The sequence below is a fragment of the Nocardiopsis endophytica genome, from assembly GCF_027706725.1.
GTDB lineage: Bacteria > Actinomycetota > Actinomycetes > Streptosporangiales > Streptosporangiaceae > Nocardiopsis_A > Nocardiopsis_A endophytica.
This window is the reverse complement of record NZ_JAQFWQ010000071.1, coordinates 13,206-37,536: the sequence shown is the minus strand read 5'-3', so window position 1 is coordinate 37,536 and position 24,331 is coordinate 13,206. Positions and strand designations below refer to the sequence as shown.

The window sequence follows — 24,331 nt, the reverse complement described above, 5'->3', positions numbered from 1 at the left end:
GCCATCCCGCTCACACTCAGGCGGCCCGGCGCCCGGCCGGGGTCCTTGAGCGGGGGGCCAGGTCAGCCGTCCGCCCGGACCGCGAGGGGCCGGACGGGCGGCAGGCAGCGCCGGGGAACCGCCTGGCTGTCGCCGTTGCTGCCCATCACGGTGACCACGCACGCGCCGGACGGGCGTCGGCCTTCGTCGTTGTTCCGCACCCCGGTGGTCTGGTGGCCCGGCCCAGGCGGTCGGCGTCAGGGGGGCCAGGGCGGCCGGGGGGATCAAGCCCCAGGGCGGCCGGGGGAGCAAACCCCACGGCCGGGGGATCAAGCCCCAGGGCGCCCAGGCCCCAGGGGATCAGGCCTTTGTGCTGCGCATGTCGGTCGGGAACGTCAGGGTGAAACGTGCCCCCTCGCCCGGGGTCGACTGGACCTCGACGGTCCCGTGGTGGGCGTCGGTGATCGCGCGGACGATCGCCAGTCCCAGGCCGGCGCCGCCCCGGGAGCCGCCGCCACCGGACCCGCGGGCGAACCGGTCGAAGATGCGCTCCTGCTCCTCCAGGGGGATGCCCGGCCCGGTGTCGCCCACCCAGAACTCCACCGTGCGGCCGTCCTCGGCGACCGACGACCCCACGCGGATCTCGTCGCCGGGACCCGTGTGCCGCACCGCGTTCGACGCCAGCTGCACCATGGCCTGGGTGACCCGCTGCGGGTCCAGGCGCACGGGGCCCTCGCCGATGCCCTCAAGGCGCCAGTTCCGGTCGCCGAGGGTGCGCACCTTGGCGTCGATGTCGCTGGTCAGCTCCTCCACCGGGACGGAGACCGGGTGCAGGAAGTCCGGCCGCTGCGCCTTGGCGAGCAGTAGCAGGTCCTCCACGATCCGCGCCATGCGGTCCAGCTCGTCGGTGACCAGACGGAGCACCTCGCGCCGTTCCTCGGGGTCGTCGCCCATCACCTCCAGGTGGCCCCGCACGATGGTGATGGGGGTGCGCAGCTCGTGCCCGGCGTCGTCGACGAAGCGCCGCTGGATGGAGAAGGCCTCCTCCAGGCGGTCGAGCATGCCGTTGAACTGCTCGGCCAGCGCCGCCACGTCGTCCTTGCCGGACACGTCGATGCGCCGGGTCAGGTCCTCCTCGGTGATCTGCGCCGCGGTCTGGCGCACCAGCCGGATCGGCGCCAGGATCTGCCCCGCCACCCACCAGGCGGCGGCGCCGGCCAGGACCAGGCCGGTGAGGCTGACCAGGACCAGGGTCCGGGCGGTGCGGTCGATTCCGGCCATGTCGGCGTCGGCGAAGTAGCCGATGACGAACCAGCCCCCGGGGTTGGCGCCGGTGGCGCCGCCGAGCGGGTTCACCCGGACCTTCTCCCAGCGCAGCGGTCCTTCGGGGGTGTCGGTGACGCCGCGGGCGTTCGGGCTGTCGAGGATCTCCTCGCGCACCGGCCCGTCGGCGGACGCGTCGAACAGGGGGTTCTGGCCCTGCCGGACCCGGCCGGTGGGCACGGTGGCCCCGGCGGTCTCGTCGACGTGGCCGAAGATGATCTCGTGCCGGTCCGGGTGCTGGCCGCCCACGTGCGCCCGGAACAGGGCGTCCAGGTCGGGGAAGCTCTGCCCGGTCGCGGGGTCGGTCCCGTCCCGGGCGACCTCCAGGAACTCGTTGATCTCCTGGGACAGGGCGCGGTCGATGCGTTCGTCGACCTCGGTGCGCAGCGCCTGCCAGGTGACGATGTTGACCATCGCGAGGGTGGCGGTCATCAGGAGCACCACCCAGGCGGTGATGCGGGCGCGCGCGGGGACGCGGCCGCGCAGCCGCCCGTCCGCCTCGGGCGCGGGCCCGGCCCCCTCCTCCGGTCGGGGGTCCGGGCCCGTGTCCACGGCGTCGAGAGGGGCCGTGCGGTCAGTCGTCATCGTCGTCCCAGTCATCGTCATCGTCGTCATCGCCGGTGACGGCGGGGGGCGGCGCCACGATGTCGTCGTCGTCACCGGCGTCGTCGTCATCGTCGTCATCGTCGTCATCGTCCGTGGTCGGCGACGGGGACGGCGACGGCGACGCGGTCGGCCCGTCCGGCTCGGACGGGCTGTGCGACTCGCCCACGGTGACGTCGCGCGCCGGACGCGGCTCGGGTTCCCCGCGCCCGGTGCCCCACGCCACCGCGGCCGTGCCGAGCACGATCAGCGCCACCGCCCCGATGATGAGGTTGCGGTACAGGGCTCTCATGTCACCGATCATCCTCCCCGGGGGCCGCCCCGGGGTGAAACGCAGATGAGGGAGTCTTCATGCGCCCGGAGGGGGCCGTCCTCCCCGTACCGGCCGTGGCCGGGGCATGGCCAATACCTATATCGATAGGTATTGTGTGGCGCAGGTCACCGATGCCTATCCCGTTAGGCATTCCCTCCGGAGGTAACCATGACGATCGCCGAAACCAGGTCCACCACCACCGACAAGGCGCCCGGCCACCCCCTGAACGCGTGGTACGCCGCCGCGTGGGACCACGAGGTCACCGGGAAGGGGCTCTTCTCGCGCACCGTCGCCGACCGGCCCCTCGTGCTCTACCGCACCGACGAGGGCCGCCCCGTCGCGCTGGCCGACGCCTGCTGGCACCGCCTCGCCCCGCTGTCCATGGGCAAGCGGGTCGGATCCGACGAGGTGCAGTGCCCCTACCACGGCCTGCGCTACAACTCCGCGGGCCGGTGCACCTTCATGCCGGCGCAGAAGACGATCAACCCCAGCGCCATGGTCCCCTCGTTCCCGGTGGTCGAACGGCACCGGTTCGTGTGGGTCTGGCTCGGCGACCCCACCCTCGCCGACCCCGACACCGTGCCGGACATGCGCCAGATGGACCCGCCCCACTGGGCCGGCGACGGCGGCACCATCGACGTCGGCGCCAACTACATGCTGGTCCTGGACAACCTGATGGACCTCACCCACGAGGAGTTCGTCCACGCCGGCAGCATCGGGCAGGCCGAGCTCAGCGAGTCGGACTTCGAGGTCTCCCACGACGAGCGCACGGTCACCGTCACCCGCTGGATGCTCGGCATCGACCCGCCGCCCTTCTGGCTGAAGAACATGCGCGACAGGTTCCCCGGGTTCGAGGGCAAGGTGGACCGCTGGCAGATCATCCGCTTCGAGACCCCCTCGACCATCTGCATCGACGTCGGCGTGGCCAAGGCCGGGACCGGCGCGCCGGAGGGCGACCGGAGCCAGGGCGTCAACGGGTACGTCATGAACACCATCACCCCCGAGACCTCCCGCTCGGCCCACTACTTCTGGGCCTTCATGCGGAACTACCGCCTCGACAGCCAGCTCATCACCACCCAGCTCCGCGAGGGCGTCCGGCGCGTGTTCGCCGAGGACGAGGAGATGCTCATCGCGCAGCAGGCCGCCATCGACGCCAACCCGGCCCACGAGTTCTACAGCCTCAACATCGACGCCGGGGGCATGTGGGTGCGGCGGCTCATCGAGCGCATGCTCGAAGCCGAGCGGGCCGCGGCCGGCGCGGGCGCGGGGGTGCGCTGACATGGCGGTGGACACCCAGGCGGACTGGCAGGACGGCGAGGTCGTCGAAGCGGCGCCGGCCGCGGACGGCATCCAGCGGATCGTGCTGCGCCCCGAGCGGCCCCGGCCGGCGGCGCCCGGCGCGCACGTCGACGTCGCCGTCGAGATCGACGGGCGGACGGACACCCGCTCCTACTCGGTGGTCCGCGGGAGTGAGGACGGCGGCCTCCTCACGATCAGCGTCCAGCTCGCCGCCGACTCGCGCGGCGGGTCGAGGTTCATGCACACGCTCCGGCCGGGGGACGGCCTGCGGATGACGCAGCCGCTGCAGAACTTCCCTCTCCGCATCGGCGCGCCGCGCTACGTGCTGGTGGCGGGCGGGATCGGCATCACCGCCATCGCCGCGATGGCCGACGTCCTGCGGCGGCTCAAGGCGGACTACGTCCTGGTGTACGTCGGCCGAGGGCGCGACCGGATGGCCTACCTGGAGGAGCTCGTCGAGCGGCACGGAGACCGCATCCGGGTGCACGTCGACGACGAGGGGACGCCGCTGGACGCCTCCGCGCTGGTCGACGGGGTCGCCGGAGCGGGGCCCGCCGAGCTGTACATGTGCGGACCGATCCGCCTCATGGACGCCGTCCGGCGGCGGTGGCACGACCGGGGCCTTCCCGCCGCGGACCTGCGCTACGAGACGTTCGGCAACAGCGGCTGGTACGACCCCGAGGAGTTCGAGGTCGAGATCCCCCGGCTCGGCGTGCGGACCGTCGTCGGCGGCGGGCGCTCGATGCTGGAGGCGCTGGAGCAGGCCGGAGCCGAGGTCATCTCGGACTGCAGGAAGGGCGAGTGCGGCCTGTGCCAGGTGCGCGTCCTCGACGTCCAGGGCCTCATCGACCACCGCGACGTCTTCTTCAGCGACGAGGAGAAGCGGACCTCGCCCAAGATGTGCGCCTGCGTGTCCCGCGCCGTGTGCGCCCCCCGGCCGGACGGTGCTCCCGGCCCCTCCGGTGTGGAGGGGAGGAGGGCGCTCCTGACCATCGACATCCCCTGACGCGACACCGCGCAGGAGTCCGAGGAGGCCGGGCGGAGCCGTCACGCGCGCGCGTGCACCGGCGCGGGCGTCGGCTCCGCGGCCATCTCCTCGATCAGCTCCAGCCCGCGCTCCGCCCACGCGATCTCGGAGCGGGCGCGCTCGATCAGCCCGTCGTAGGTGAAGACCTTGAACGCGACGATCCGCTCGTGCTGCTCGGGCGGCGACCCGGCGAGCCGGGCGGCCAGGGTCGGGCTGGACCGGTCGAGCAGCGCGGCCCGCTGCGCCTCCCACTGCGCGAGCTGCTCCCGGTAGAACGCGATGTGCCGCTCCATGTTCCTGCGCGCCTCATCGGTCTCGGCCCATTCGAGGTACGCCGCGCGGAGGTGGTGCACGCTGCGCTCCCGCTGGTGGGACGCGGGCGCGTTGATCCACTCGCGGAACGCGCGGACGCCCTCGTCGGTGATCCGGTACTCGCGCTTGGTCCGCCTCCCCTCGGACGGCAGCTCGGTCGCCTCGACCAGTCCCTCCTCCTCCATGCGCCGGAGCTGCGGATAGATCTGTGAATCCGGGGCGAACCAGACGTACCCCACCGACGCGCCGAACTGCTTGGAGATGTCGTAGGCCGTCAACGGGCGCGCGGTGAGCAGGGCCAAGAGGGCGTTACGGAGGCTCATGCGCCCATTGTCGCCGCCCCGGCCGCGGGGCCGCGCCCCGTCCCCGGGGCGCGGCCACACCTGTCCCTAGGACGGGGAGCCGCCCTCGTCGATGGTGAACTGGGAGCCCGGTTCGACCACGACGTCGCCGTCGGCCGATCCGGAGATCTCCACGTTCGACAGGGTCGCGCTGCCCCGGGCACCGCCCTGGGCGAGGATGCCCGCGCCGTTGTTGGAGTCGGTGATCGTCACGTTCGAGACCTCGACGCCGGGCGCCGCGCCGCCGCCCGACTTGAACTGGATCCCGTCGTAGGTCGAGTCGTGGATGTCGGTGTCCCGGATGACGACCCCGGGGATGTCGGTGTTGGCGGGGAACACCGTGATGGCGCCGAACTCCTGCTGCCCGCCCCAGAACGCGCCGCCGGTGCGGTACAGGCCGTTGTTCGCGATGAGGGTCGTGCCGGAGAACGGCACCGGGTCGTGGTCGCTGGCGAGCATGATCCCGGGGTAGGTCATGGTGTCGGAGACCAGGTTGTTCTCGATCGTGTTCCCGCTGCCTCCATAGACCGCGATGCCGTTGGCCCTCCAGGGCAGCTGGACGGTGTTGTTCGTGAACGCGTTGTCGCGGCCCACGTCCACCGCGGGGTCCTCGACGTACTTGCTGGACCACACGGCCAGGGCGTCGTCGCCGGTCGTGCGCAGCGACGAGTCGGTCACCGTCGAGTTGCGGGTCCCGTTGGCGAAGTTCACGCCGTCCGCGTAGGTGTTGCGGATCCGCATGCCGCTGAACTCCACACCGTCCCCCGGGTTCCACAGTTCCGGGATGTTGGAGTGGTCCCGGCCGACCCACGCCCCGACGTTGGCGTGCTCGATCCACACGTCCGAGATCCGGGTGCCCTGCCCGAACCGGCCGTTGAGGGCGACGCCGCCCTCGTGGCCGCCGTCGCCGCCCCGGATGGTGCCCGACCCGAAGATCGCGATGTCGGAGATCTGCGTGTTGTCGTCGATGTCGAAGCCGAAGTTGCCCTCGTGCGGGTGGTTGATGCCGTCGGCCTCGTGCGGCGGGGTGAGGGTGTACAGCTGCGAGTGCCACATGCCCGCGCCGCGCACGGTCACGTCCCTGATGCCGACCTGGTTGTACTGCCCGCGGTCCTGCGGGTCGTCGGTGAGGATCTTCCGCTCCTGGCGCCACCGGCCCTCAGGGATCCAGACGCAGTCGATCTCCCCCTCCTGGTCGGCCGTCACCGCCTCCTGCAGCGCCGCGGTGTCGTCCTCGCCGTCGTCGGGGACCGCCCCGTACTCGGTGATCGAGGTGCACTCCGGGGGCTTGTCCGCCGGGGGCGCCACCTCCTCCAGGTCGATCAGGTCGACGACGGCGTACTCGGCGCCGAAGCCGTCCTCGCGCTGCAGCCGGAACTCCGTCCCCTCGGGGTAGGTCCGGTCCAGCAGGGCGTGGGACTCGTCGAAGAGCCGCCGCGCGTCGCCCCCCGGGGTGTTGGTCAGGCCCTCGGGGTCGTCGGTGTTCCCGTACAGCCAGCTGTGCTTGGAGGACAGCGTCAGCTCCTGCACGAACTCCCCGTCGGCGTACAGGCTCAGCGGCTCCTCCCGGCCGCCGCCCTCGGGCGCGTCCGGGATCGAGTTGCGCACCACGATGGAGTTGGTCGGGGCGGTGGAGGTGAACTCCACGTGGTCGCCCGCGGAGTCGAGCCGCACGGAGGCGCGGCCGGACGACTCGGTGGCGAAATTCGTCCGGCCGAACGGGCGGTCGGGTTCGGCCTCCAGGAGCGTCCCTGAGTAGGTGCCGTCCTCGGCCTCGTACGACACGTACGGGACGTCGGCGCCGCGTTCCGCGGCGTTCCCGCCGGTGCCGGTGCCGGTGCCGGTGTCCGCGGAGGCGGGGGCGGGGGCCGCCTGCGCGGGGGCGGAGACCGGCAGGAGCCCGGCCGTTGCGAGGGTGGCGCCCAGTACCAGGGCGCGACGGGATCGTTTCCGCTTCATGGTGTCCTCCAGGGGATGCGGGTGTTCCATGGGGTGCGGACGGCCGCCCGGCGCACGGCCCCGCGCGCCGGGCGGCGGGGGTCATTCGACGGCGATCTCGAAGGTGTCGGTGGTGTTCCTGATGTCCTCGGCGTTGCCGGTCAGGGTGAGGTTCCGGAAGACGGCCCGGCCGACCGCAGGCCCCTGGCCCTCCTCGGGCATCTCGTTGGCCCAGATCCCGAAGCCGGACCTGTCGTCGAACTCGTCGCCGGACTTCTGCGCGCCCGAGACGGTGATGTTCGACAGCACCGTGTCCTCGACCGGGTGCTCGGGCCGACCCCCCACGTAGTCGGGCCGACCCCCCACGTAGTTCGTCTGGAACATGACCCCGTGGTAGGTGGGGTCGATGATCTCGGCGTTGTCGACGCGGATGTTGCGGAACGGCTCGGAGGCGGAGAACATCCAGATCCCCGGGAAGGTCTGCCCGCCCCAGAAGTGGCCGCCCGCGCGTTCGATGGTCAGGTCCTGCAGGGAGGTCTCCCCGGGCCCGAAGCCGCTCATCGGGTACCCGAAGTCCAGCGAGGAGACGGTCACCCCGGAGTAGACGAGGGTGTCGGCGACGTGGACGTTGCGGAAGGTGTTGTCCTGCCCGCCGTAGACCGCCAGCCCCGCGGCCCTCCAGGTGAGCTTGGAGGTGAGGTTCTCGTAGACGTTGCCGCTCTGCTCGCCGCCGCCGGCGTCCTGGGCGGCGAACAGCGCGAAGGAGTCGTCGCCGGTCGCCCGCGCCTCGTTGTCGGCCACCAGGTTGCCGCTGGAGCCGTTGGTCATGTTCAGGCCGTCGGCGAAGGTGTTGCGGATCCGGTTGCCGCGGATGGTCATGTCGTCGGTGTTCGCGCCCCAGAAGAAGCACACCATGTGCTCGACCCAGATGTCCTCGATGGTCATGCCGGAGACGTTCTGCAGGTCGAAGACCTTGCCCGGACCGTCGATGCGCGAGGTGTAGTTCCCGAAGTAGGCGAAGCCGGAGAACTCCGAGCCGTTCGCGCCCTGGTCGGCGCGGAAGCCGATGTCGGTGTTCTCCTGGCCGGCCGGGGCGTGGAAGCGGGTGAACCACGGCCCGGCGCCGACCACCTTGACCGGGGCGCCGTACACCTGGAACTTGCTCCCGGTCTCGTAGTCGCCCGGCGGCAGGTACACCCCCTCGACGGAGCCGTCCATCCGCGCAGTGTCCAGGGCGGCCTGCACGTCCTGGTGGGTGGTGCCCTCGGGCTCCACGAACGCGTCCGGGTCCGGGTTCGGGGCGGCCACGGCCTCCTCGAAGTCGACGAAGTCGACGGCGTACTCGGAGGTGTCCTCCGCGTCCTTCTGCAGCCGGATCGTGGAGCCGGCCGGGACGGTCTCCTCCAGCACCAGGTTCGCCTCGTCGTAGATGTGCCGGGGCGGTCCCGCCCCCGGGTCGTTCACCGGCGCCTCCTCGGGGCCGTACAGCCAGGCGTACTCCGAGGTCAGCTCGAAGGCCCCGGCCTTCTCTCCGTCCACATGGACGCTGAGGGTGGCCTCCTCCCCGTCGGGGATGGAGAAGCGGGTGACGAGCGTGTTCGTGTCGACCGGGGCGGTGAACTCCACGTACTGCCCGGTCTCGGTGAGCGTGACGGCCCGGCGGCCGGACGCCTCGCCCGCCGGGTCGCCGATCTCCCGGTTGGGGCCGACCACCTGCGCCCCGCCGCCGGGGGAGGCGTCCTCGGCCTCGACGGTGGTGTAGGGCATGTCGGCGCCGGTGGCGATCGGCGCCGCGGACGTGTCCGCGGCCCCTCCGCCGGCGGTGCCGGCCGTGCCGGTCGTGTCGGCCGGCACCGCGGCCGCCCCGGTCGTCAGCAGGGATGTGGCCAGGGCCGCGGTCAGGGCCGCGGCCGGTCTCGTGCGCATGGCGTTCCTTCCGTGGGGGTGCGGGGTGAAGGAAGGGCCGGGCCGCGGGCGCTCAGGCGCGCAGCCAGACCGCCGTGTCCTGCGGCACCAGCCCGCCCGGGGTCAGGGGGCCGCTGGCCAGCAGGGTCTCGGTGTGAGCGGGGGGCGCCACGTCGTCCGGGCCGAAGTTGACCAGGCAGATCCAGGCGGCGCCGTCCCGCCCGGTGCGCGCGAAGCAGAGCACCCGCGGGTCCTCCGGGCGCAGCCGGACCAGCGGCCCCGCGTCGCCGAAGGAGCGCCGCAGGCGCAGCGCCGCGCGGTACAGGGACAGCATCGACCCGGGGTCCTGGGCCTGCCGCTCGGCCGCGTAGCCGGCCCACCCCTCGGGGACCGGCAGCCAGCTCGGCTCCGGGGCGCCGTCCCAGGGCAGCGGGACCCGGCAGCCGTCCCGGCCCGGGTCCCGGCCGCCGGAGCGGGCGTGCATCGGGTCCCGGATCAGCTCGCGGGGGATCTCCGCCTCCGGGAGCCCCAGCTCCTCTCCCTGGTACAGGTAGACCGACCCGGGAAGGGCCAGGGTGAGCAGCGCGGCGGCGCGCGCCCGCCGGGTGCCCAGCGCCAGGTCGGTGGGGACGCCGAAGCGTTTGCGCTCGAACGCGAACCCGGTGTCCCCGGCCCGTCCGTACCGGGTGACCGTGCGGGTCACGTCGTGGTTGGCCAGCACCCAGGTGGCGGGGGCGCCGACCGGCTCGTGCGCGGCCAGGGTCCGCTCGATCGACTCCCACAGCTCGGCCGCGTCCCAGGGGCGGCCCAGGAAGTCGAAGTTGAAGGCGGTGTGCAGCTCGTCCGGGCGCAGGTAGCGGGCCAGCCGCTCGGCGTCGGGCAGCCACACCTCGCCGATCAGCACCGCCCCGTAGGCGTCGGCGATCCGGCGCCAGGACCGGTAGATCCCGTGCAGCTCGGGCCGGTCGTGGAAGGGGTGGTCCGGGGAGGCGGCCATCGGCGGCAGGCCCCCGGCCTTGGCGAGCAGCGCGGCCGAGTCGATGCGCACCCCGGCCGCGCCGCGCTCGAACCAGAACCGCAGCACCTCCTCGTGCTCGCGGCGCACGTCGGGGTGGTTCCAGTTGAGGTCGGGCTGGTGGGGCGTGAACAGGTGGAGGTACCACTCGCCGTCCGCGGTGCGCGACCACGGCACGCCGCCGAACTCGCCCACCCAGTCGTTGGGGGGCTCGGGCGAGGCCGGGCGGAAGTGGAACCGCTCCCGCTCCGGGGACCCGGGCCCGGCCTCCAGGGCCGCGCGGAACCAGGGGTGCCGGTCGGACACGTGGTTGGGGACGATGTCCACGATGCAGCGCAGCCCCAGCTCACCGGCCTCGGCGATGAGCTTCTCGGCCTCGCCGAGGGTGCCGAACGCCGGGTCGACGGAGCGGTAGTCGGTGACGTCGTAGCCGCCGTCGGCCAGCGGCGAGCGGTACCAGGGCGTGAACCACAGCGCGTCCACGCCCAGGTCGGCCAGGTAGGGCAGCCGGGACCGGACGCCGGCCAGGTCGCCGGTGCCGTCGCCGTCGCCGTCGGCGAAGGAGCGGACGTACACCTGGTAGATGGCGGCGTCGCGCCACCAATCCGTGCGGGACTGACGGGACACGGGGCAGGGTCCTTTCTCGCGGGACGCGGGTTCGCGGGTCCGAGCGGGATGCGGGACGTGGGAGGCGGGGTCGTGGGCCCGGGGTACGGGGCGCCGGGGGGTCAGCCCTTGAGGCCGCCCGCGGTCAGGCCGCCGACGATCTGGCGCTGGAAGACCAGGAACAGCGCGATCAGGGGCAGCGAGGCCAGGACGAGCCCGGCCATGAGGATGTTGAGCGGGGTGTCCGGGGCGACCCGCTGGAGGAACACGCTCAGCGGCTGCCGCGCCGGGTCGGGGATCACCAGCAGCGGCCAGAGGAAGTCCTTCCACGCCGTGACGATGGACAGGATGGACACCACGGCGAGGATCGGCCGGGAGAGCGGGAGCACGACGCGCGCCAGGGTGGTCAGCGCGCCCGCGCCGTCCATCCGGGCGGCGTCGAGCAGGTCGTCGGGGATCCGGTCGAAGAAGTTCTTCAGGATGTAGATGTTGAAGGCGTTGGCGGCGGCGGGCAGCCAGACGGCGCTGGGGCTGTTGATCAGGTTCCGGTTGAACAGCGGGACGTCCACCACGGTGAGGTAGACCGGCACCAGCAGCGCCGTGACCGGCATCATCAGGGTCACCAGCATCAGGGCGAGCACCACGCGGCCGAACCGGGGGCGCAGCTTGGACAGCGCGTAGGCGGCCGGGACCTGCACCGCGAGCTGGACCAGCCAGGCCCCTCCGGCCAGCACGACCGTGTTGAGGAAGTAGCGGCCCAGGTCCATCTCCCGCCACGCCCGGGCGTAGTTCTCCGGGTGCCACTCCTGCGGCACGTAGGTCGGCGGGGTGCGGGCCAGCTCGTCCGGCGCCTTCACGGCTCCGGTCGCCGCCCAGTACAGCGGGACGATGAAGGCCGCGGTGAACAGCGCCAGCGACACGGCCAGCACGGACCAGTAGACGAGCCGTCCCCGGCGGGTCCTCAGGACGGCGGGGCGGACGAGCGTGCGTGCGGAGGCGGGCATGGTCACTCCTCGGAGCCGCGGGTGGCCCGCAGGTACAGGGCGGAGAAGACGGCGAGGACGATCAGCAGGAGCAGGCTCATCGCGCTGGCGGCGCCGAAGTCGTTGTAGACGAAGGCGTACCGGTAGACCAGGAACATCACGGTGACCGTGGAGTCCTGCGGCCCGCCGCCGGTCATCACGTAGGGCTCGGTGAACACCTGCATCGTCGCGACGATCTGCAGCAGCAGCAGGACCAGCAGCACGAACCGGGTCTGCGGCACGGTCACGTGGCGCAGCCGCTGCCACAGGTTCGCCCCGTCCAGCTCCGCGGCCTCGTACAGCTCCCCGGGCACCGTCTGCAGGGCGGCCAGGTAGATCAGCGTCGTGGTGCCCATGTTGGCCCAGGTCGCCACGATCACCAGGGACACCAGGGCGGTGGAGGAGGAGTCCAGCCAGGCGGAGGTGGGCAGGTGCAGGGTGCGCAGGGCCTCGTTGATCAGGCCGGGGCCGGGGTCGTAGAACCACTTCCACATCAGGGCCACCACCACGGGCGGCAGCATCACCGGCAGGTAGACCAGGGTGCGGAAGTAGGCCTTGGCGTGCCGGAACTCGTTGAGCAGCACGGCCGTCAGGAAGGGCACGGCGAAGCCGAGCACCAGGGCGTACAGGGTGAACAGGCCGGTGTTCCGCCAGGCGGTGAAGAACAGGGGGTCGGCCAGCAGGCGCTCGAAGTTGGCCAGGCCCACCCAGGTGCTCCCGGAGGCGAAGTCGACCTCCTGGAATCCCAGGACCGCGCTGCGCAGGATGGGCCACCAGGAGAAGAGCGCGAAGACCACCAGGGCGGCGGCGAGGAAGGCGTAGGCGGTGGCGGTGTCGGCCAGGGCCCGGCGCCGTGCGGCGCGCCTGCGGGGCCGGGCGGCCGGCGGGGGAGCGGGGGCGGGCGGCGCGGGCGCCGTCACGGGGGCGCCCATCACGAACCGCTGTAGACGCCGTCGACCTTCTCCTCGGCGTCGTCGAGGAGGCGGTCGATGTCGGCGTCCTCGTCGGTGAGCACGGCCTGCATCACCGAGTCGAGCACCGCGTAGACCTCCTGGGCCTGCGGCGGCTCGATCACGCCCTCCATCTCCGGCGCGGCCTCCATGTAGCCGGCGTAGTTGTCCATGGGGACGTTGGCGTTGGCCTCCTTGACGCCCTCGATCCGCTCCCGGACCCCGCCCTTCCAGATGTCGGGGGTGGGCGGCATCGGCAGCCCGACCGGCAGGTCGTTCTCCACGTGGGCGACGACGTCGCGTTCGATGGTCTCGGGGTTGAGGTACTTCCACTGGATCCACCGGACCCCGGCCTCGACCTGCTCCGGGGTGGCCCCGGGGTTGACCATGTAGCCCTCGCCGCCGAGGAGGGTGGCGCCCTCACCCGGCATCGGCGCAAGGCCGTAGTCCTCGTACCGCCCGCCGAACTGCTTGGCGATGGTGCTGATGTTGTCCGCGGCGGCGATGTACATGCCCAGCTCGCCCGCGCCCATCATGCGCTGGGCGTCCTCGGCCTCGAGGAGCTGCCGTCCGCCCATCGAGCCGTCCTCGAAGCGCATGTCGTGCAGGGTCTGGAGGACGTCCCGCCCATCGTCGGTGTTGAAGGCGGCCTTCCAGCCGCCGTCGGCCTCCTCGGCGATCCGGCCGCCCCGCGAGTACAGCTCCGCGGTGAAGTGCCAGCCGCCCTGGTTGCCCTTGGAGAAGTCGGCGTATCCGACGGTGCCCTCGCCGAGCCCGGAGACGGCGTCGGCGGCCTCGCGGACCTCCTCCCAGGTCGCAGGGGGGTCGTCGGGGTCGAGCCCGGCCTCCTCGAACAGCTCGCGGTTGTAGAGCAGGCCCATCGAGTAGTTCGCGGTGGGCAGGCCGAACTGGCGGCCGTCCGCGTCCTGGAAGACCTCCATCAGCCCGTCCTGGACGTCCTCGCGGTGCGGCATGTCCTGGACGGCGTCGGTGATGTCGGCCGCCTGCCCGCGCTCGATCAGCGACCGGGCGTCGGTGAAGTACACGTAGAAGACGTCCTCCAGCTTTCCCCCGGCGAGCTTGGCGCTGAAGGTCTGGGGGTCCATGAAGCCCTCGTGCGGAACGATGTCGATGTCCGGGTTGGCCTCCTCGAAGCGCTGCACGTGCTCGTCGAAGAGCTCGCGCTCGAAGGCCTGGGTGGTGGGCGGCCGCCCGTTGACGTCGAGCCGCACCTTCCCGTCCGACGTCGTGTCACCGCCGTCGGCGCTGGTGCCGCAGGCGGAGAGCAGGGTGAGCGCGCACGCGGCCGAGGCGGTGCCCGCGAGGGCGCGTCCGGTTGCGGATGGCATCGGTGGACCCCCTTCTGGTCGGGGTGGGGGGATGGAGTGGTGTGGCACACACTTAACCACCGTGTACATATGAGCGCAACACTTCGACTTGTATCCGCAAAAAATCGATAGCCGTACGCATGTCGGGGACGCGCCCTCCCGGGCATCCGTGAAACCCCAGCACAGAGCCCCGCGCCCGGGGCGGGCGCGGGGCTCTGTGCCGCGGTTTCCGGTCCTTCCGACCGCGGGTTCCGGTCAGGCCCCGGCGGCGCGCGGGGCGGGGCCGGTGGAGGACCGGACGACCAGCTCCGGATCGAACAGGACCTCGTCGCGCAGCACCTCCTTGCCCTCCATCTGGGCGGTGAGCAGCTGGACGGCGGTGCGCCCCATGGCGTCGATGGGCTGGCGGACCGTGGTGAGCGCGGGATCGGTGGCCGTCATCAGGGGGGAGTCGTCGTAGCCGACGACCGACACGTCCTCGGGCACCGACAGCCCCCGGCGCCGGGCGGCCCGCACCGCGCCCAGGGCGATGATGTCGCTGGCGCACACGATGCCGGTCGCCCCCGCGTCGAGCAGGCGGGACGCGGCCGCCTGGCCGCCCTCCATCGAGTACAGCCCGCGGGCGACCAGCTCCTCGGGCAGCGCGCCGCCGACCGCCGCGGCCGCCGCCCGCCCGGCCTCCAGCTTGCGCCGCGAGGGGACGTGGTCGGAGGGGCCCAGCGCCAGCCCGATCCGCTCGTGCCCGAGGGCGCGCAGGTGCCGCCAGGCCTGTTCCACCGCGATCGCGTCGTCGGTGGAGACGCAGGGGAAGTCGAGCCCGGGGATGGGCGCGTTGACCAGGACCACCGGCAGGCCGCGCTCGTGCAGCAGGCGGTAGTGCCCGTGCGGCGCGTCCGCCTGGGCGTACAGTCCGCCGGCGAACACCACCCCGGAGACCTGCTGCTGCAGGAGCAGGTCGATGTAGTCGGTCTCCTGGATGCCGCCCGGGGTCTGCGAGCACAGCACCGGGGTCAGCCCGCGCTGGGCCAGCGCCCCGCCGACGACCTCGGCGAAGGCGGGGAAGATGGGGTTCGACAGCTCCGGCAGCACCAGGCCGACCAGCTTGCCGCGCTCCCCGCGCAGCTGCGTGGGGCGCTCGTACCCCAGCACGTCCAGGGCCGTGAGCACCGCCTGCCGCGTGTCCTCCGAGACCCCGGGCTTGCCGTTCAGCACCCGGCTGACCGTGGCCTTGGAGACGCCCACCTTCTGCGCCACCTGTGCGAGTCGTTGCGTCATGCGTGCAACGCTACCGCAAACGCCGCAACCCGTTTGCATCCGGTCGGTCCGTCAGGGGAGTCAGGGGAGTCAGGGGTGCATGGGGGTTCGACCGATGCCCGCGGCGTGCGCGCCCCGTCGCCCCGGAGGGGCGCCGGGCCTTGACTAGAGTCCAACTCTAAATACATTTCTAGAGTATGACTCCAAATACTTGTCCGGTGCAGGCGCGCGTGCGGCCCGGGGAGGCGCGGCGATGAAGGCACTGGTGCTCGGCGGGTACGGCGCGGTGGGCGCCCCCGTCGTCCGCTTCCTCCGCTCCTACGGCCACACGGCGCTGGCCGCGGGGCGCGACGCCGCGCGCGCCGACGTGCGCATCGACCTGCGCGAGGACCGCCTGCACGGCTACCGGGAGGCGCTGGCCGGCGTCGACGTGGTCGTCAACGCCTCCGGCGCCGAGGATCCGGCGCTCATCGCCGCCGCCACCGGGCACGGCGCGGCCTTCGTCGACGCCACCGCCACCGCCTCCTACATCGAGGCGGCCGAACGGCTCGACCCGCAGGCCCCCGTCCTGCTCAGCGTCGGGCTGGTCCCGGGGCTGACCAACCTGCTCGCCGCCGACCTCGCCGCGTCGGCGCCGGGACCGGCCTTTGCACCGGCGCCGATCGACATCGCCGTGGTGCTCGGCGCCGGGGACGCGCACGGCGCGGCGGCCCAGGAGTGGTCGCTGGGCCTGATCGGCGCCGACTTCCCCGACCCGGTCACGGGGGCGCCGGTCCGCAACTTCACCGGCCCGCGCATGTTCCGGATCCCCGGCCTGGGGCGCCGCCGCCTCTACCGGGCGGACTTCTCCGACCAGCACACGCTCAGCCGTGACCTCGGTGTGCCGGTTCGCACCTGGTTCGGCCTGGACTCGCGGGCCGCGACCGGGGCCCTGGCCGCCCTCACCCGCCTGCCCGCCGCGATCCGCCCCCGCATCCCGGCCGGGCTGCACCTGCCCGGATCCGACGCGTGGACCCTGCTGGCGCAGGCCGCCCACGGCTCGGTGCTCGCCACCGGACGGGGCCAGTCGCGGGGGACGGCGGGCGTGACGGCACTCGCCGCCGAAGTGGCCGTCGACCTGGAGCCCGGGGTGCACCACCTGCACCGGGTCCTCTCCCTCGCCGACGCGGCGGGCCTGCCGTGCGTCGAGGTGGAGCGCACCGTTCCCGATGTCGGCGGGCGCCATTAGCGTGGGGCGCCCCGCCCGGCGGCGCCGCCGTTCGGGCGGGATTCCCGCACTGACTTTCCGGAAGGCCCCCCACCCCATGTCCACCGACCTCTTCGGCGTCCGCGTCCTGGATCTCGACCCCGAGCGGCGGCGCGTGCGCTTCCGCGTCTTCGTCACCTACTACGAGCCCTCCTGGGGCACCGGTGACCTGCTGCCCGACCACCCGACCTTCTTCTGCCGGCTGCTGTGGGAGGCCGCGGAGCGCTTCACCCCGCACCGCTTCGGCCCCATGACCGACGTCGTCACCATCGACGAGTTCCTGGACGAGTGGTGGGTGGAGTGCAACACGCACCGCTTCGTCGTCGGCGTGGAGCGGGTGGCCGAGCGCAACCACCCGGTCGACGACGATGACTTCGACCGGCTGGCGATGTTCTACTACGAGCGCGACGGCGGCTGGCAGGACGAGGAGCGGCTCGCCCAGGCCGACTACGACGTCCACGTCACCGACGCCCGCTGGATCGAGTCGCTGCGCATCGGCCAGAGCTGGGGCACCACCAGCTACTCCGGCGGTGTGGATGGACTCGGGAACGACGGCGTCGACTGGGCGGAATGGGAGCGGGAGTGCGCCGAACGCGCCGACGACGACCCGCACGCCCTCTTCGTCCTGGGATGGCTGCGCCAGGAGCGCGGCGATACCGAGGGCGCCGCGGAGGCGTTCCGGCGGCTGGCGGAGGCGAGCGACCGCCGGTTGCACGCCAAGGCCCTGCTCTACCTGGGTGCGCTCCACGAAGCCCAAGGTGACGACGAGACCGCCTGCGAGCTGTACCGGAAGGCCGAGCGGAGCAGGAGCCACCAGCGCTACGCCCAGCGATACCGGTCCCGGGCCGCGCTGCGGCTGGGCGCCCTGCTCCGTCGGCTCGGCCGTGAGGAGGAGGCGCGGGCCGCGTTCGCCCGTGCCGCCGCGAAGGGCGAGGAGGACAACGACCGCGGCGTGCTCGTGGAGGTGCGTCGGCTCACCGGCGCCGAGTCCCCTGCGGAGGCCGCGGACCGCCTCCGCGCGAGGGGCGACCGGGAGGGCGCCGCCGCAGTGATCGCCGAGCACTACGGGGCGGCCGTCGTCGAGCTCGCCGAGCGGATGCTGGCCGGTGACACCGAGGCGGCCGGGGCCGCCGTCGGCGCGCTCGACGGTGCCCACCGTGTCACCGCCGCCGCCGTCCTCATCGACATCGCCATGACCTGGGCGCAGGAGCGGGACAGTGACGCGGCGGTGGCGAAGGCGGTGGAACTGGCGGTGGCCACCGGCCGCGTGGTCGAGGGGTACCGCGGCGTCGTCGATCGGGACGGGTTCGTGGCCGCGACCGGCTCCGACAGGGCAGCGGAGCGCCTGCTGACGGTCCTGTCCGATGCGGACGACGAGGAGGCCGCCGTCGCCCTGGCGACGGCGGCCGTGCGCGCCCACCCGTCGGTGGCCAGGAAGGGCTTGATCAAGGCCGGGCGGGCGGCGGGCGAGCGGGGTGACCACGCGGCGGCTGTGCGGTTGTTCGGGCTCGGTGCCGGGTTCGAGGGCACCGACGAGGAGGCCCGCGCCGTCTGCCGCTACGACCTCGGCATCGCCCTGCGGGAGCTCGGCGAGGTGGAACAGGCCCGGGAGGCGTTCGCGCAAGCCGAGTCGGGGTTCACCATCTGGGAGAACGCCGGCAGGGCCGCGCGGCAACGGGCCGAGGCGGCGCACGCCCAGGGCGACTCGACGGCTGCCTATGAGGACTGGGTGCGCGCCGCGGTGCACAAGACCCGGGCCGACCACGACGGGAGGACGGTCGATCGGGCCGTCCGCCTGCTCGCCGATCTCCTCGGCGAGGTGGGCGCCGAGGCCCTGGCGCGGTATGTGATGGCAGCCGTGCGGCAGATGGGCGACCAGGAATTCCAGGACGCGGTCGAAGCGTGCACCGACGCCAAGGCCGAGGGCGACCAGTTGTACGCCGTGTTCCACTTCGCCCACTGGGTGCTGGAGGCCGAGGGCGACGACGGGGAGCTGGGGAAGGCCCTGCTGGAGAGGACCGCCGAAGGCCTGGGGGAGTTCGCGGCCGGTGCGGCCGTCACGTTGGGCGCCCGGGCGCACTACGGCGGCGACAACGCCACGGCGCGCGAGTGGTGGCGGCGCGCCCTGGAGAAGGGGAACAAGAAGATGGCGCACAAGGCCGTCACCAACCTCGGTCTGGTCGCCAAGTTGGAGCACGACCTTCCCCAGCTGCTGGAGCACTACGGGCCGGTCGTCGAGTCCGGCCACGAGGACGGGCCGCTGTTCTCCGCGCACATCGGCGAGCTGCAGTACTGGCTGGAGGACTGGGACGAGGCGGTGCGCTGGTACCGGCGCACCCTGGACGGCACGGACGACCCGGAACTGGTGGGCGAGGCCGCCTACCGGGTGGGCGAGATCCTGCTCGACGGCGAGGAGCACGAGACCGCCCTCGCCTGCCTGCGGCGCGCCGCGGACACCGGATACGCCCCCTTCGCCGGTCAGGCCCAGGAACTTCTGTCCCGGAAGGAGTGACCGCCGCCGGGGCCGGCCCGGCTCGGCGGCACCGCCGAGCCGGGCGGACCTCCCGTGCCGGACGGGAGCGAATGCGACCGGAACTGCGGCCCTGAAACGAAGACGGGGTCTCACACTCTGTGTGAGACCCCGTCTGACCTGCGGAGGATATGGGATTTGAACCCATGAGGGGGTTGCCCCCCAACCGCATTAGCAGTGCGGCGCCCTAGGCCTCTAGGCGAATCCTCCTCGGCGGATCAAGACTACAGACTCCCATGACGCACGTGCAAAACGAATCAGGCCCGGAGCGCCGGGCGGGTCCGGGGCGCTGCCCAGGGGGGCGGCCGGCGCGGGTCGCCGTCCGGCCGCGTTCACGTCGTGGCGCGGGCGATCGTCAGGTCCGCGTCCTCCCGCAGCTTCCGGACCGCGCGGGACACCGTGCTCTTCACCGTGCCGATCGTCACGCCCAACCGGTCGGCGATCTGCGCCTCGGTCAGGTCGTCGTAGTACCGCAGCCGCACGATCTGCCGCTGGCGGTCCGGCAGCCGTTCGATCGCCCTGTTGACCGTGTCCGCCAGGTCCGAGCGCGCGGTCGGGTCGTCCACCCGCTGCTCGGGGATCTCGTCGGTCGGGAACACCTCCAGCCGGTTCCGCCGCCACTCGGAGATCTGGGTGTTCACCATCGCCCGCCGCACGTACCCGTCGCGCGCCTTCGGCGTGGAGATGCGGTCCCACGCGAAGAACGTCTTCAGCAGGGCCGCCTGCAGCAGGTCCTCGGCGTCGGCGTGCCCCGGCGTCAGTGAGCGCGCCATCCGCAGCAGTGCCGGCCCCCGGTCGGTGACGTAGGCGGTGAACTCCTCGTATCGCGTTCGCCGCACCGTCTCGGCCATAGGATCACCGGCCCGTTCGTTCGCGTACGTGCGTTGTGTCACATCTGTGCCTTGATCACCACTTTTCCACGGTCGGGGCAATCCGCAGCAAACGCCGCCGCCATGATCTGGCAAACCGGAACGCCCGCGGACACCGGGAACCCCTGCCACGCTGGGGATCGCGGTGCGGAAGCGCCGCGTGAGCACACGAGGGCCGCGCGTGTCGACCGTGCCGTCGCGCATCAGACGGTGAGAATGGAAACGGGCGCTGCGGGCACTCGGGGCGAGGAGGGGCGATGTCAGTAGATGTCCAGGAGCGGCGGAGGTTCACCGCCGCACTGCTGGGGGAGGACGCGGCCCCGCCGCCGAGCGATCCCTCGCCCCAGGTGGTGCGGGGCGTGGTCCTGCACGTCACCGCCCACATGCTCACCGTCGCCACGCTCAAGGGCGAGGAGCGGTTCCTCTTCGAGCGCACCACGTCCTTCTGGCGCGGACGCGACGTCGGCCCCCAGGACGTCCGCGTCGGCGACGACGTCCTGGTCCGCTGCGGCGGGGGCGGGCGCTGGGTGGTCGACCGCCTCTGGGCGCAGCTGGGCCGCGTTACCGGCACCATCGTCTCGGCCGACGGCGACACGGTCGTGGTCGACCCCGGGCACGGGCGCCCCCGGGCCGTCGCGGTGATCCCGTACCGCTCGTCGGGCCGCATGGCCGTGCGCCACCCCGTCCTCGAACCGGGCTACCTGTTCGACGCGGTGGGCGTGCGCGAGGGCGGCGCCGTGCACACCACGGTCCCGGTCACCACGCAGCCGCCCCACCCCGCCTCCCGCGCGCCCCGGCGCCCGCCCGCGCGCCGCGTCCCGGAGGCCCTGTCGGGCATCGTCACCTGGTACGACCCGGCGTACGGCCGCGCGGCGCACACCGACCCGCGCGCGCACGCCGCCGGTGCCGCCTACCCCGCCCTCGACCCCGGCTCCGACTGCGGGCCGGACTGCGACCGGTCCGACCCCTGCCTGCCGCTCCCGCTGCTGTCCCTGGGGGCCACGGTGACGGTGCGCAACGACGACACCGGCGTCTCCGCGGTGTTCCCGGTGCTGAACTGCGCCTCGGCGGCGAGCCGCTTCTGCGACCGCTGCCGGGAGGGCTCCGGCGACGCGAGCGGCCGCCTGGCCGAGCTGACCCTGCCGGCCTTCACCGCCCTGGGAGGGCGCCCGGAGGCCGGCTGCTTCGCCGCGACGATGGAGGCGGGATGACACCGGCCGAACTGATCCAGATCCAGCCGCCGCTCGTCGCCCTGCTGCTGCTCCTGGGGGCCGCGGCCAAGGCGGTCGACCGGACCGGCGGCGGGGGTCCGGTGTCGCTGCTGCCCGACGCCCTGCAGCGGCCCGCGTCGGTGGCCACCGTGCTGCTGGAGGCGGTGCTGGCGGTCGCCCTGCTGGCCGCGCCCGCGCCGCTGGGGACCGCCGCGGGGTGGGCGGCCGCCGCGGTGTTCACCGTCTCGGCGGTGCTGCTGGCCGTGGTGCGGCGGCGCGACCCGCAGATGGGCTGCGGCTGCTTCGGCGGTCTGAGCACCGAGCCGGTCGGGTGGCGGGCCATCGCGCGCGCCGCCGTGCTGGCCGCGGCCGCGGTGGGGGCGGCCCTGGCGGGCGGCGGCGGCCTGCAGGCGGCGGCCGGTCTGAGCGGGGCTCAGGCGGCGGTCGGCGCGGCCGAGCTGGCCGTGCTCGCTGCGCTCTCACCGGAGCTGCGGGAGGCGGCGGTGCGCGTGTTCGGCCGCGAGTCCTGCGAGGTGCGGCGGGTGCCGGTGCGGCGCAGCCTCGCCCGGCTGCGCCGGAGCGAGGTGTGGCGGGCCAACCGGGTGGTGGTCGACGGCACCGAGCCGGTCGACGTGTGGCGGCACGGGTGCTGGCGGCTGATGCGCTTCACCGGCCGCCGCAACGGCCGTCCGGTGGACGCGGTGTTCGCCGTCGAGCTGCGGGGGCGCCGGCCGCGGGTGCGCGCGGCGGTGAGCGACGCCGAGACCCTGGTGACGCTGGCGGTGCTCGGCGAGGTGGCCGAGGAGGGCGGCGCGCCGCTGCCCCGCACCACGGGCGGTGCGCCCCAGGCGACCGGCACGGTGGTGCCGACCGGGCCGCCGGAGGACGCGGCGGGGAAGGCCGAAGAGGAGGCGCGGGAGGGCGCGGAGGACCGCGGCGGGCCGCGCGTCCCCCGGGCCAGGGCCGGGGCTCAGGCGTCGGGGGTGTCGGGGGCGTCCGGGGCGTCCGCGGGGATCTCCACCGGGAACGGGGCCGGGGCGGCCAAGGCCTCCTCCAGCGACCGGTAGAAGGCCGCCGCCGACGGGGCTCCCCAGTCGACCCGGCGCAGCAGGTGCCGGTCGCCGGACGGGGGAGTGGGCCGGTCGGCACGGTGGTGCTGGGGGCGGGGGGCACCGGCCGTACGCCGGTGTACACGACGTTCCAGGTTGTGCGCTGCCCTCGACATCGTCCCCCGCCCCCTTACCCATACCCTCTCGAACACCTGTTCGATCCGGGACCGATCCTACAGGACCTTCTCCTCGCGCTCCACCGCCGACGCGGCGAATCCGGATAGGAGTTCCTCGTAGTCCCCCTTCTCGTCTGGGCCCAGCACGGTGGCCGCCCCCAGGTGGCCGCCGTTGCGGTAGACGACGCTGTACATCCACACCGTCTCGCCCCCGGTCTCGGTCTTGACGGCGAAGGCCCGCGAGGCGTCGCCCACCGGGTCCATGTCGACCTCCGAGACGGAGTAGGAGGACGTGGAGCCGTCCTCCATCGTCGCCTTGTACGAGGAGCAGTCCTTCTCCGGCGAGACGGTCTCCAGCGCCTCGTCCGCGACGCCCTCGGGCACCTCCAGCAGGGTGTGCGAGACCGTGTCGTCCCCGCGCGCGAAGACCGCGACCGACGCGGGGGCCTCGCGCACCTCGGGGAGGCTGCCCCAGGAGGTGGCCGCGTCCATGCACTCGGGCTTGTCCAGGTCGGTGGAGGCGCGCAGCTTCTCGGTGCGCTCGACGCCCGCCAGCTTTCCGTAGGTGCCGCGCTCGCCGGCCTCGGGGACGACCTTGGCGTCCTCGTACTGGACCAGCTGCGCCTCGCCCAGCTTCGCGGCGGCCTCGGATCCGGGGCCGCGCTCCTCGCCCTGGCCGCCTCCGCCGCCCCCGCAGGCGGCGAGCGCCGCGACCAGGACCGCCGCGGCGGGTGCCGCGACCGCCGCCGTGCGCGCTGCTCGGGGGTGCTCCATGGTGCCTTTTCCTGTTCTGTGCGATATTGCCGCTGAGGTCCTGGGCCGTCCCGGCGAGGGGTTTCCACGCTGGGTAGCCTTGGCCTTGCACAGAGTATCGAGGAAGGACAATGGTGTCGGAGCGGAATTCGCCATATTTCCGGGCTGTCCTCGACCAGGTCCCCGGCTACAAGCCGGGGCGCGCGGTCGTGGGCCCCGACGGGCGCTCGTTCAAGCTCTCGTCCAACGAGAACCCCTACGACCCGCTGCCCTCGGTCGTCTCCGCGATCTCCGCGGCCGCCGCGGCGGCCAACCGCTACCCGGACGCCGGGGTCACCGGTCTGACCGAGGCCCTGGCGCGCCGCTTCGGGGTGCCCGCCGACCACGTCGCGACCGGGGCCGGGTCGGTGGGGGTGCTCCAGCAGCTGCTGCAGGCGGTGGCCGAGCCGGGGGCCGAGGTGCTCTACGCCTGGCGCTCGTTCGAGGCCTACCCGCTGCTGACCGCCCTGTCCGGGGCGAGCCCGGTGACCGTGCCGCTCACCGGCGAGGCGCACGACCTGGACGCCATGCTCGGCGCGATCACCGACCGCACCCGCATGGTGCTGGTGTGCAACCCGAACAACCCCACCGGTACGGCGGTGCGCGAGCAGGAGCTCGCCGCCTTCCTCGACCGCGTGCCCGACCACGTGCTGGTCGTCCTGGACGAGGCCTACCGCGAGTACGTCCGCGACCCCGCCGTCCCCGACGGCCTGGACCTGTACCGCGACCGCCCGAACGTGGCGGTGCTGCGCACCTTCTCCAAGGCCTACGGCCTGGCCGCGCTGCGCGTGGGCTTCCTCATCGGCCACCCGCACGTGGCCTCGGCCGTGCGCAAGACCCTGGTCCCCTTCGCCGTGAACCACCTGGCCCAGGCCGCCGCGGTCGCCTCCCTGGCCGCCGAGGACGAGCTCTCCGAGCGGGTGGAGCGCACCGTCAAGGAGCGCACCCGGGTGCGCGACGCGCTGCTCGCCGACGGCTGGGAGGTCCCGCCGACCGAGGCCAACTTCGTGTGGCTGCGCCTGGGCGGGGACACCGACGCCTTCGCCGAGGCCTGCGCCGCCGAGGGCGTCGCGGTGCGGCCCTTCTCCGGCGAGGGCGCGCGGATCAGCATCGGGGCCCCGGAGGAGAACGACGCGCTGCTGGCCGCCGCGCACGCCTTCCCGCGCCGCAACGCCGGCTGACCCCCTGTCGTTGATCTCGGGAGAAACGCCCCTACCAGCGAGGTTTTAGCGTCGTTTCTCCC

General features: G+C 73.3%; 19 protein-coding genes and 1 tRNA gene. 7 read left to right on the top strand and 13 right to left on the bottom strand.

The window, feature by feature from the left end; genetic code table 11:
• Positions 1-339: 339 nt before the first annotated feature.
• A complete protein-coding gene (locus O4J56_RS21550) occupies positions 340-1,887 on the bottom strand; it encodes a sensor histidine kinase (RefSeq protein ID WP_270688132.1) in 1,548 nt (515 codons plus the stop codon).
• Entirely contained in the window at positions 1,877-2,197 is a 321-nt protein-coding gene (locus O4J56_RS21545) for a hypothetical protein (RefSeq protein WP_270688131.1), read from the bottom strand. Before O4J56_RS21545 ends, O4J56_RS21550 begins: the two co-directional genes overlap by 11 nt.
• Before the next feature lie 189 nt (positions 2,198-2,386).
• Between O4J56_RS21545 and O4J56_RS21540 the strand changes: the two genes are divergently transcribed.
• Both O4J56_RS21540 and O4J56_RS21535 read left to right on the top strand, forming a co-directional pair.
• A complete protein-coding gene (locus O4J56_RS21540) occupies positions 2,387-3,496 on the top strand; it encodes an aromatic ring-hydroxylating dioxygenase subunit alpha (protein WP_270688130.1) in 1,110 nt (369 codons plus the stop codon).
• A gap of 1 nt (position 3,497) precedes the next feature.
• Positions 3,498-4,523 (top strand): PDR/VanB family oxidoreductase, encoded by a 1,026-nt coding sequence (locus tag O4J56_RS21535; protein WP_270688128.1) that lies wholly within the window; start codon positions 3,498-3,500, stop codon positions 4,521-4,523.
• Between the two features lie 41 nt (positions 4,524-4,564).
• Here the strand turns inward: O4J56_RS21535 and O4J56_RS21530 are convergent, their stop codons facing one another.
• From O4J56_RS21530 to O4J56_RS21495, 8 genes are all read right to left on the bottom strand, one after another.
• The gene (locus O4J56_RS21530) at positions 4,565-5,179 is read right to left on the bottom strand and encodes a PadR family transcriptional regulator (protein WP_270688127.1); all 615 of its coding nucleotides are present in this window, start codon (positions 5,177-5,179) and stop codon (positions 4,565-4,567) included.
• Positions 5,180-5,245: 66 nt separating this feature from the next.
• On the bottom strand, positions 5,246-7,156 hold the full coding sequence (locus tag O4J56_RS21525; RefSeq protein WP_270688124.1) for a right-handed parallel beta-helix repeat-containing protein: 1,911 nt from the start codon (positions 7,154-7,156) through the stop codon (positions 5,246-5,248).
• Between the two features lie 81 nt (positions 7,157-7,237).
• A complete protein-coding gene (locus tag O4J56_RS21520) occupies positions 7,238-9,061 on the bottom strand; it encodes a carbohydrate-binding protein (RefSeq protein ID WP_270688123.1) in 1,824 nt (607 codons plus the stop codon).
• Between the two features lie 52 nt (positions 9,062-9,113).
• Positions 9,114-10,682, bottom strand: coding sequence for an alpha-amylase family glycosyl hydrolase (locus tag O4J56_RS21515; RefSeq protein WP_270688121.1), 1,569 nt, complete (start codon positions 10,680-10,682; stop codon positions 9,114-9,116).
• Between the two features lie 101 nt (positions 10,683-10,783).
• Positions 10,784-11,665, bottom strand: a complete 882-nt coding sequence (locus O4J56_RS21510; RefSeq protein ID WP_270688119.1) for a carbohydrate ABC transporter permease — start codon at positions 11,663-11,665, stop codon at positions 10,784-10,786.
• 2 nt (positions 11,666-11,667) lie between these two features.
• A complete protein-coding gene (locus O4J56_RS21505; RefSeq protein WP_270688117.1) occupies positions 11,668-12,615 on the bottom strand; it encodes a carbohydrate ABC transporter permease in 948 nt (315 codons plus the stop codon).
• Entirely contained in the window at positions 12,615-13,982 is a 1,368-nt protein-coding gene (locus O4J56_RS21500) for an ABC transporter substrate-binding protein (protein ID WP_270688116.1), read from the bottom strand. Before O4J56_RS21500 ends, O4J56_RS21505 begins: the two co-directional genes overlap by 1 nt.
• A 234-nt stretch (positions 13,983-14,216) precedes the next feature.
• Positions 14,217-15,236, bottom strand: a complete 1,020-nt coding sequence (locus tag O4J56_RS21495) for a LacI family DNA-binding transcriptional regulator (RefSeq protein WP_270688114.1) — start codon at positions 15,234-15,236, stop codon at positions 14,217-14,219.
• A gap of 232 nt (positions 15,237-15,468) precedes the next feature.
• Between O4J56_RS21495 and O4J56_RS21490 the strand changes: the two genes are divergently transcribed.
• Positions 15,469-16,443, top strand: a complete 975-nt coding sequence (locus tag O4J56_RS21490; protein WP_270688112.1) for a saccharopine dehydrogenase — start codon at positions 15,469-15,471, stop codon at positions 16,441-16,443.
• Positions 16,444-16,519: 76 nt separating this feature from the next.
• Positions 16,520-18,973, top strand: coding sequence for a tetratricopeptide repeat protein (locus O4J56_RS21485; protein WP_270688111.1), 2,454 nt, complete (start codon positions 16,520-16,522; stop codon positions 18,971-18,973).
• 141 nt (positions 18,974-19,114) lie between these two features.
• Here O4J56_RS21485 and O4J56_RS21480 read toward each other — a convergent pair.
• Together O4J56_RS21480 and O4J56_RS21475 are read right to left on the bottom strand one after the other, a co-directional pair.
• Positions 19,115-19,201 (bottom strand) — tRNA-Ser (locus tag O4J56_RS21480).
• 122 nt (positions 19,202-19,323) lie between these two features.
• The gene (locus O4J56_RS21475; protein WP_270688109.1) at positions 19,324-19,842 is read right to left on the bottom strand and encodes a SigE family RNA polymerase sigma factor; all 519 of its coding nucleotides are present in this window, start codon (positions 19,840-19,842) and stop codon (positions 19,324-19,326) included.
• 275 nt (positions 19,843-20,117) lie between these two features.
• Here O4J56_RS21475 and O4J56_RS21470 point away from each other — a divergent pair, with 275 nt between their 5' ends.
• Complete coding sequence (locus tag O4J56_RS21470) at positions 20,118-21,071, top strand: hypothetical protein (protein WP_270688107.1); 954 nt, start codon at positions 20,118-20,120, stop codon at positions 21,069-21,071.
• Entirely contained in the window at positions 21,068-22,138 is a 1,071-nt protein-coding gene (locus tag O4J56_RS21465) for a MauE/DoxX family redox-associated membrane protein (RefSeq protein ID WP_270688105.1), read from the top strand. The genes O4J56_RS21470 and O4J56_RS21465 overlap by 4 nt, the downstream gene beginning before the upstream one ends.
• A gap of 215 nt (positions 22,139-22,353) precedes the next feature.
• Here the strand turns inward: O4J56_RS21465 and O4J56_RS21460 are convergent, their stop codons facing one another.
• Entirely contained in the window at positions 22,354-23,070 is a 717-nt protein-coding gene (locus O4J56_RS21460) for a hypothetical protein (protein ID WP_270688104.1), read from the bottom strand.
• Positions 23,071-23,180: 110 nt separating this feature from the next.
• Between O4J56_RS21460 and hisC the strand changes: the two genes are divergently transcribed.
• A complete protein-coding gene (gene hisC, locus O4J56_RS21455; RefSeq protein WP_270688103.1) occupies positions 23,181-24,269 on the top strand; it encodes a histidinol-phosphate transaminase in 1,089 nt (362 codons plus the stop codon).
• Positions 24,270-24,331 lie beyond the last annotated feature (62 nt).

Bases quoted from the DNA above. Each gene is read 5' to 3' on its own strand.
- O4J56_RS21550 (WP_270688132.1), bottom strand. From the start codon at position 1,887: ATGACGACTGACCGCACGGCCCCTCTCGACGCCGTGGACACGGGCCCG.
- O4J56_RS21545 (WP_270688131.1), bottom strand. From the start codon at position 2,197: ATGAGAGCCCTGTACCGCAACCTCATCATCGGGGCGGTGGCGCTGATC.
- O4J56_RS21540 (WP_270688130.1), top strand. From the start codon at position 2,387: ATGACGATCGCCGAAACCAGGTCCACCACCACCGACAAGGCGCCCGGC.
- O4J56_RS21535 (WP_270688128.1), top strand. From the start codon at position 3,498: ATGGCGGTGGACACCCAGGCGGACTGGCAGGACGGCGAGGTCGTCGAA.
- O4J56_RS21530 (WP_270688127.1), bottom strand. From the start codon at position 5,179: ATGAGCCTCCGTAACGCCCTCTTGGCCCTGCTCACCGCGCGCCCGTTG.
- O4J56_RS21525 (WP_270688124.1), bottom strand. From the start codon at position 7,156: ATGAAGCGGAAACGATCCCGTCGCGCCCTGGTACTGGGCGCCACCCTC.
- O4J56_RS21520 (WP_270688123.1), bottom strand. From the start codon at position 9,061: ATGCGCACGAGACCGGCCGCGGCCCTGACCGCGGCCCTGGCCACATCC.
- O4J56_RS21510 (WP_270688119.1), bottom strand. From the start codon at position 11,665: ATGCCCGCCTCCGCACGCACGCTCGTCCGCCCCGCCGTCCTGAGGACC.
- O4J56_RS21505 (WP_270688117.1), bottom strand. From the start codon at position 12,615: ATGGGCGCCCCCGTGACGGCGCCCGCGCCGCCCGCCCCCGCTCCCCCG.
- O4J56_RS21500 (WP_270688116.1), bottom strand. From the start codon at position 13,982: ATGCCATCCGCAACCGGACGCGCCCTCGCGGGCACCGCCTCGGCCGCG.
- O4J56_RS21495 (WP_270688114.1), bottom strand. From the start codon at position 15,236: ATGACGCAACGACTCGCACAGGTGGCGCAGAAGGTGGGCGTCTCCAAG.
- O4J56_RS21490 (WP_270688112.1), top strand. From the start codon at position 15,469: ATGAAGGCACTGGTGCTCGGCGGGTACGGCGCGGTGGGCGCCCCCGTC.
- O4J56_RS21485 (WP_270688111.1), top strand. From the start codon at position 16,520: ATGTCCACCGACCTCTTCGGCGTCCGCGTCCTGGATCTCGACCCCGAG.
- O4J56_RS21475 (WP_270688109.1), bottom strand. From the start codon at position 19,842: ATGGCCGAGACGGTGCGGCGAACGCGATACGAGGAGTTCACCGCCTAC.
- O4J56_RS21470 (WP_270688107.1), top strand. From the start codon at position 20,118: ATGTCAGTAGATGTCCAGGAGCGGCGGAGGTTCACCGCCGCACTGCTG.
- O4J56_RS21465 (WP_270688105.1), top strand. From the start codon at position 21,068: ATGACACCGGCCGAACTGATCCAGATCCAGCCGCCGCTCGTCGCCCTG.
- O4J56_RS21460 (WP_270688104.1), bottom strand. From the start codon at position 23,070: ATGGAGCACCCCCGAGCAGCGCGCACGGCGGCGGTCGCGGCACCCGCC.
- hisC (WP_270688103.1), top strand. From the start codon at position 23,181: ATGGTGTCGGAGCGGAATTCGCCATATTTCCGGGCTGTCCTCGACCAG.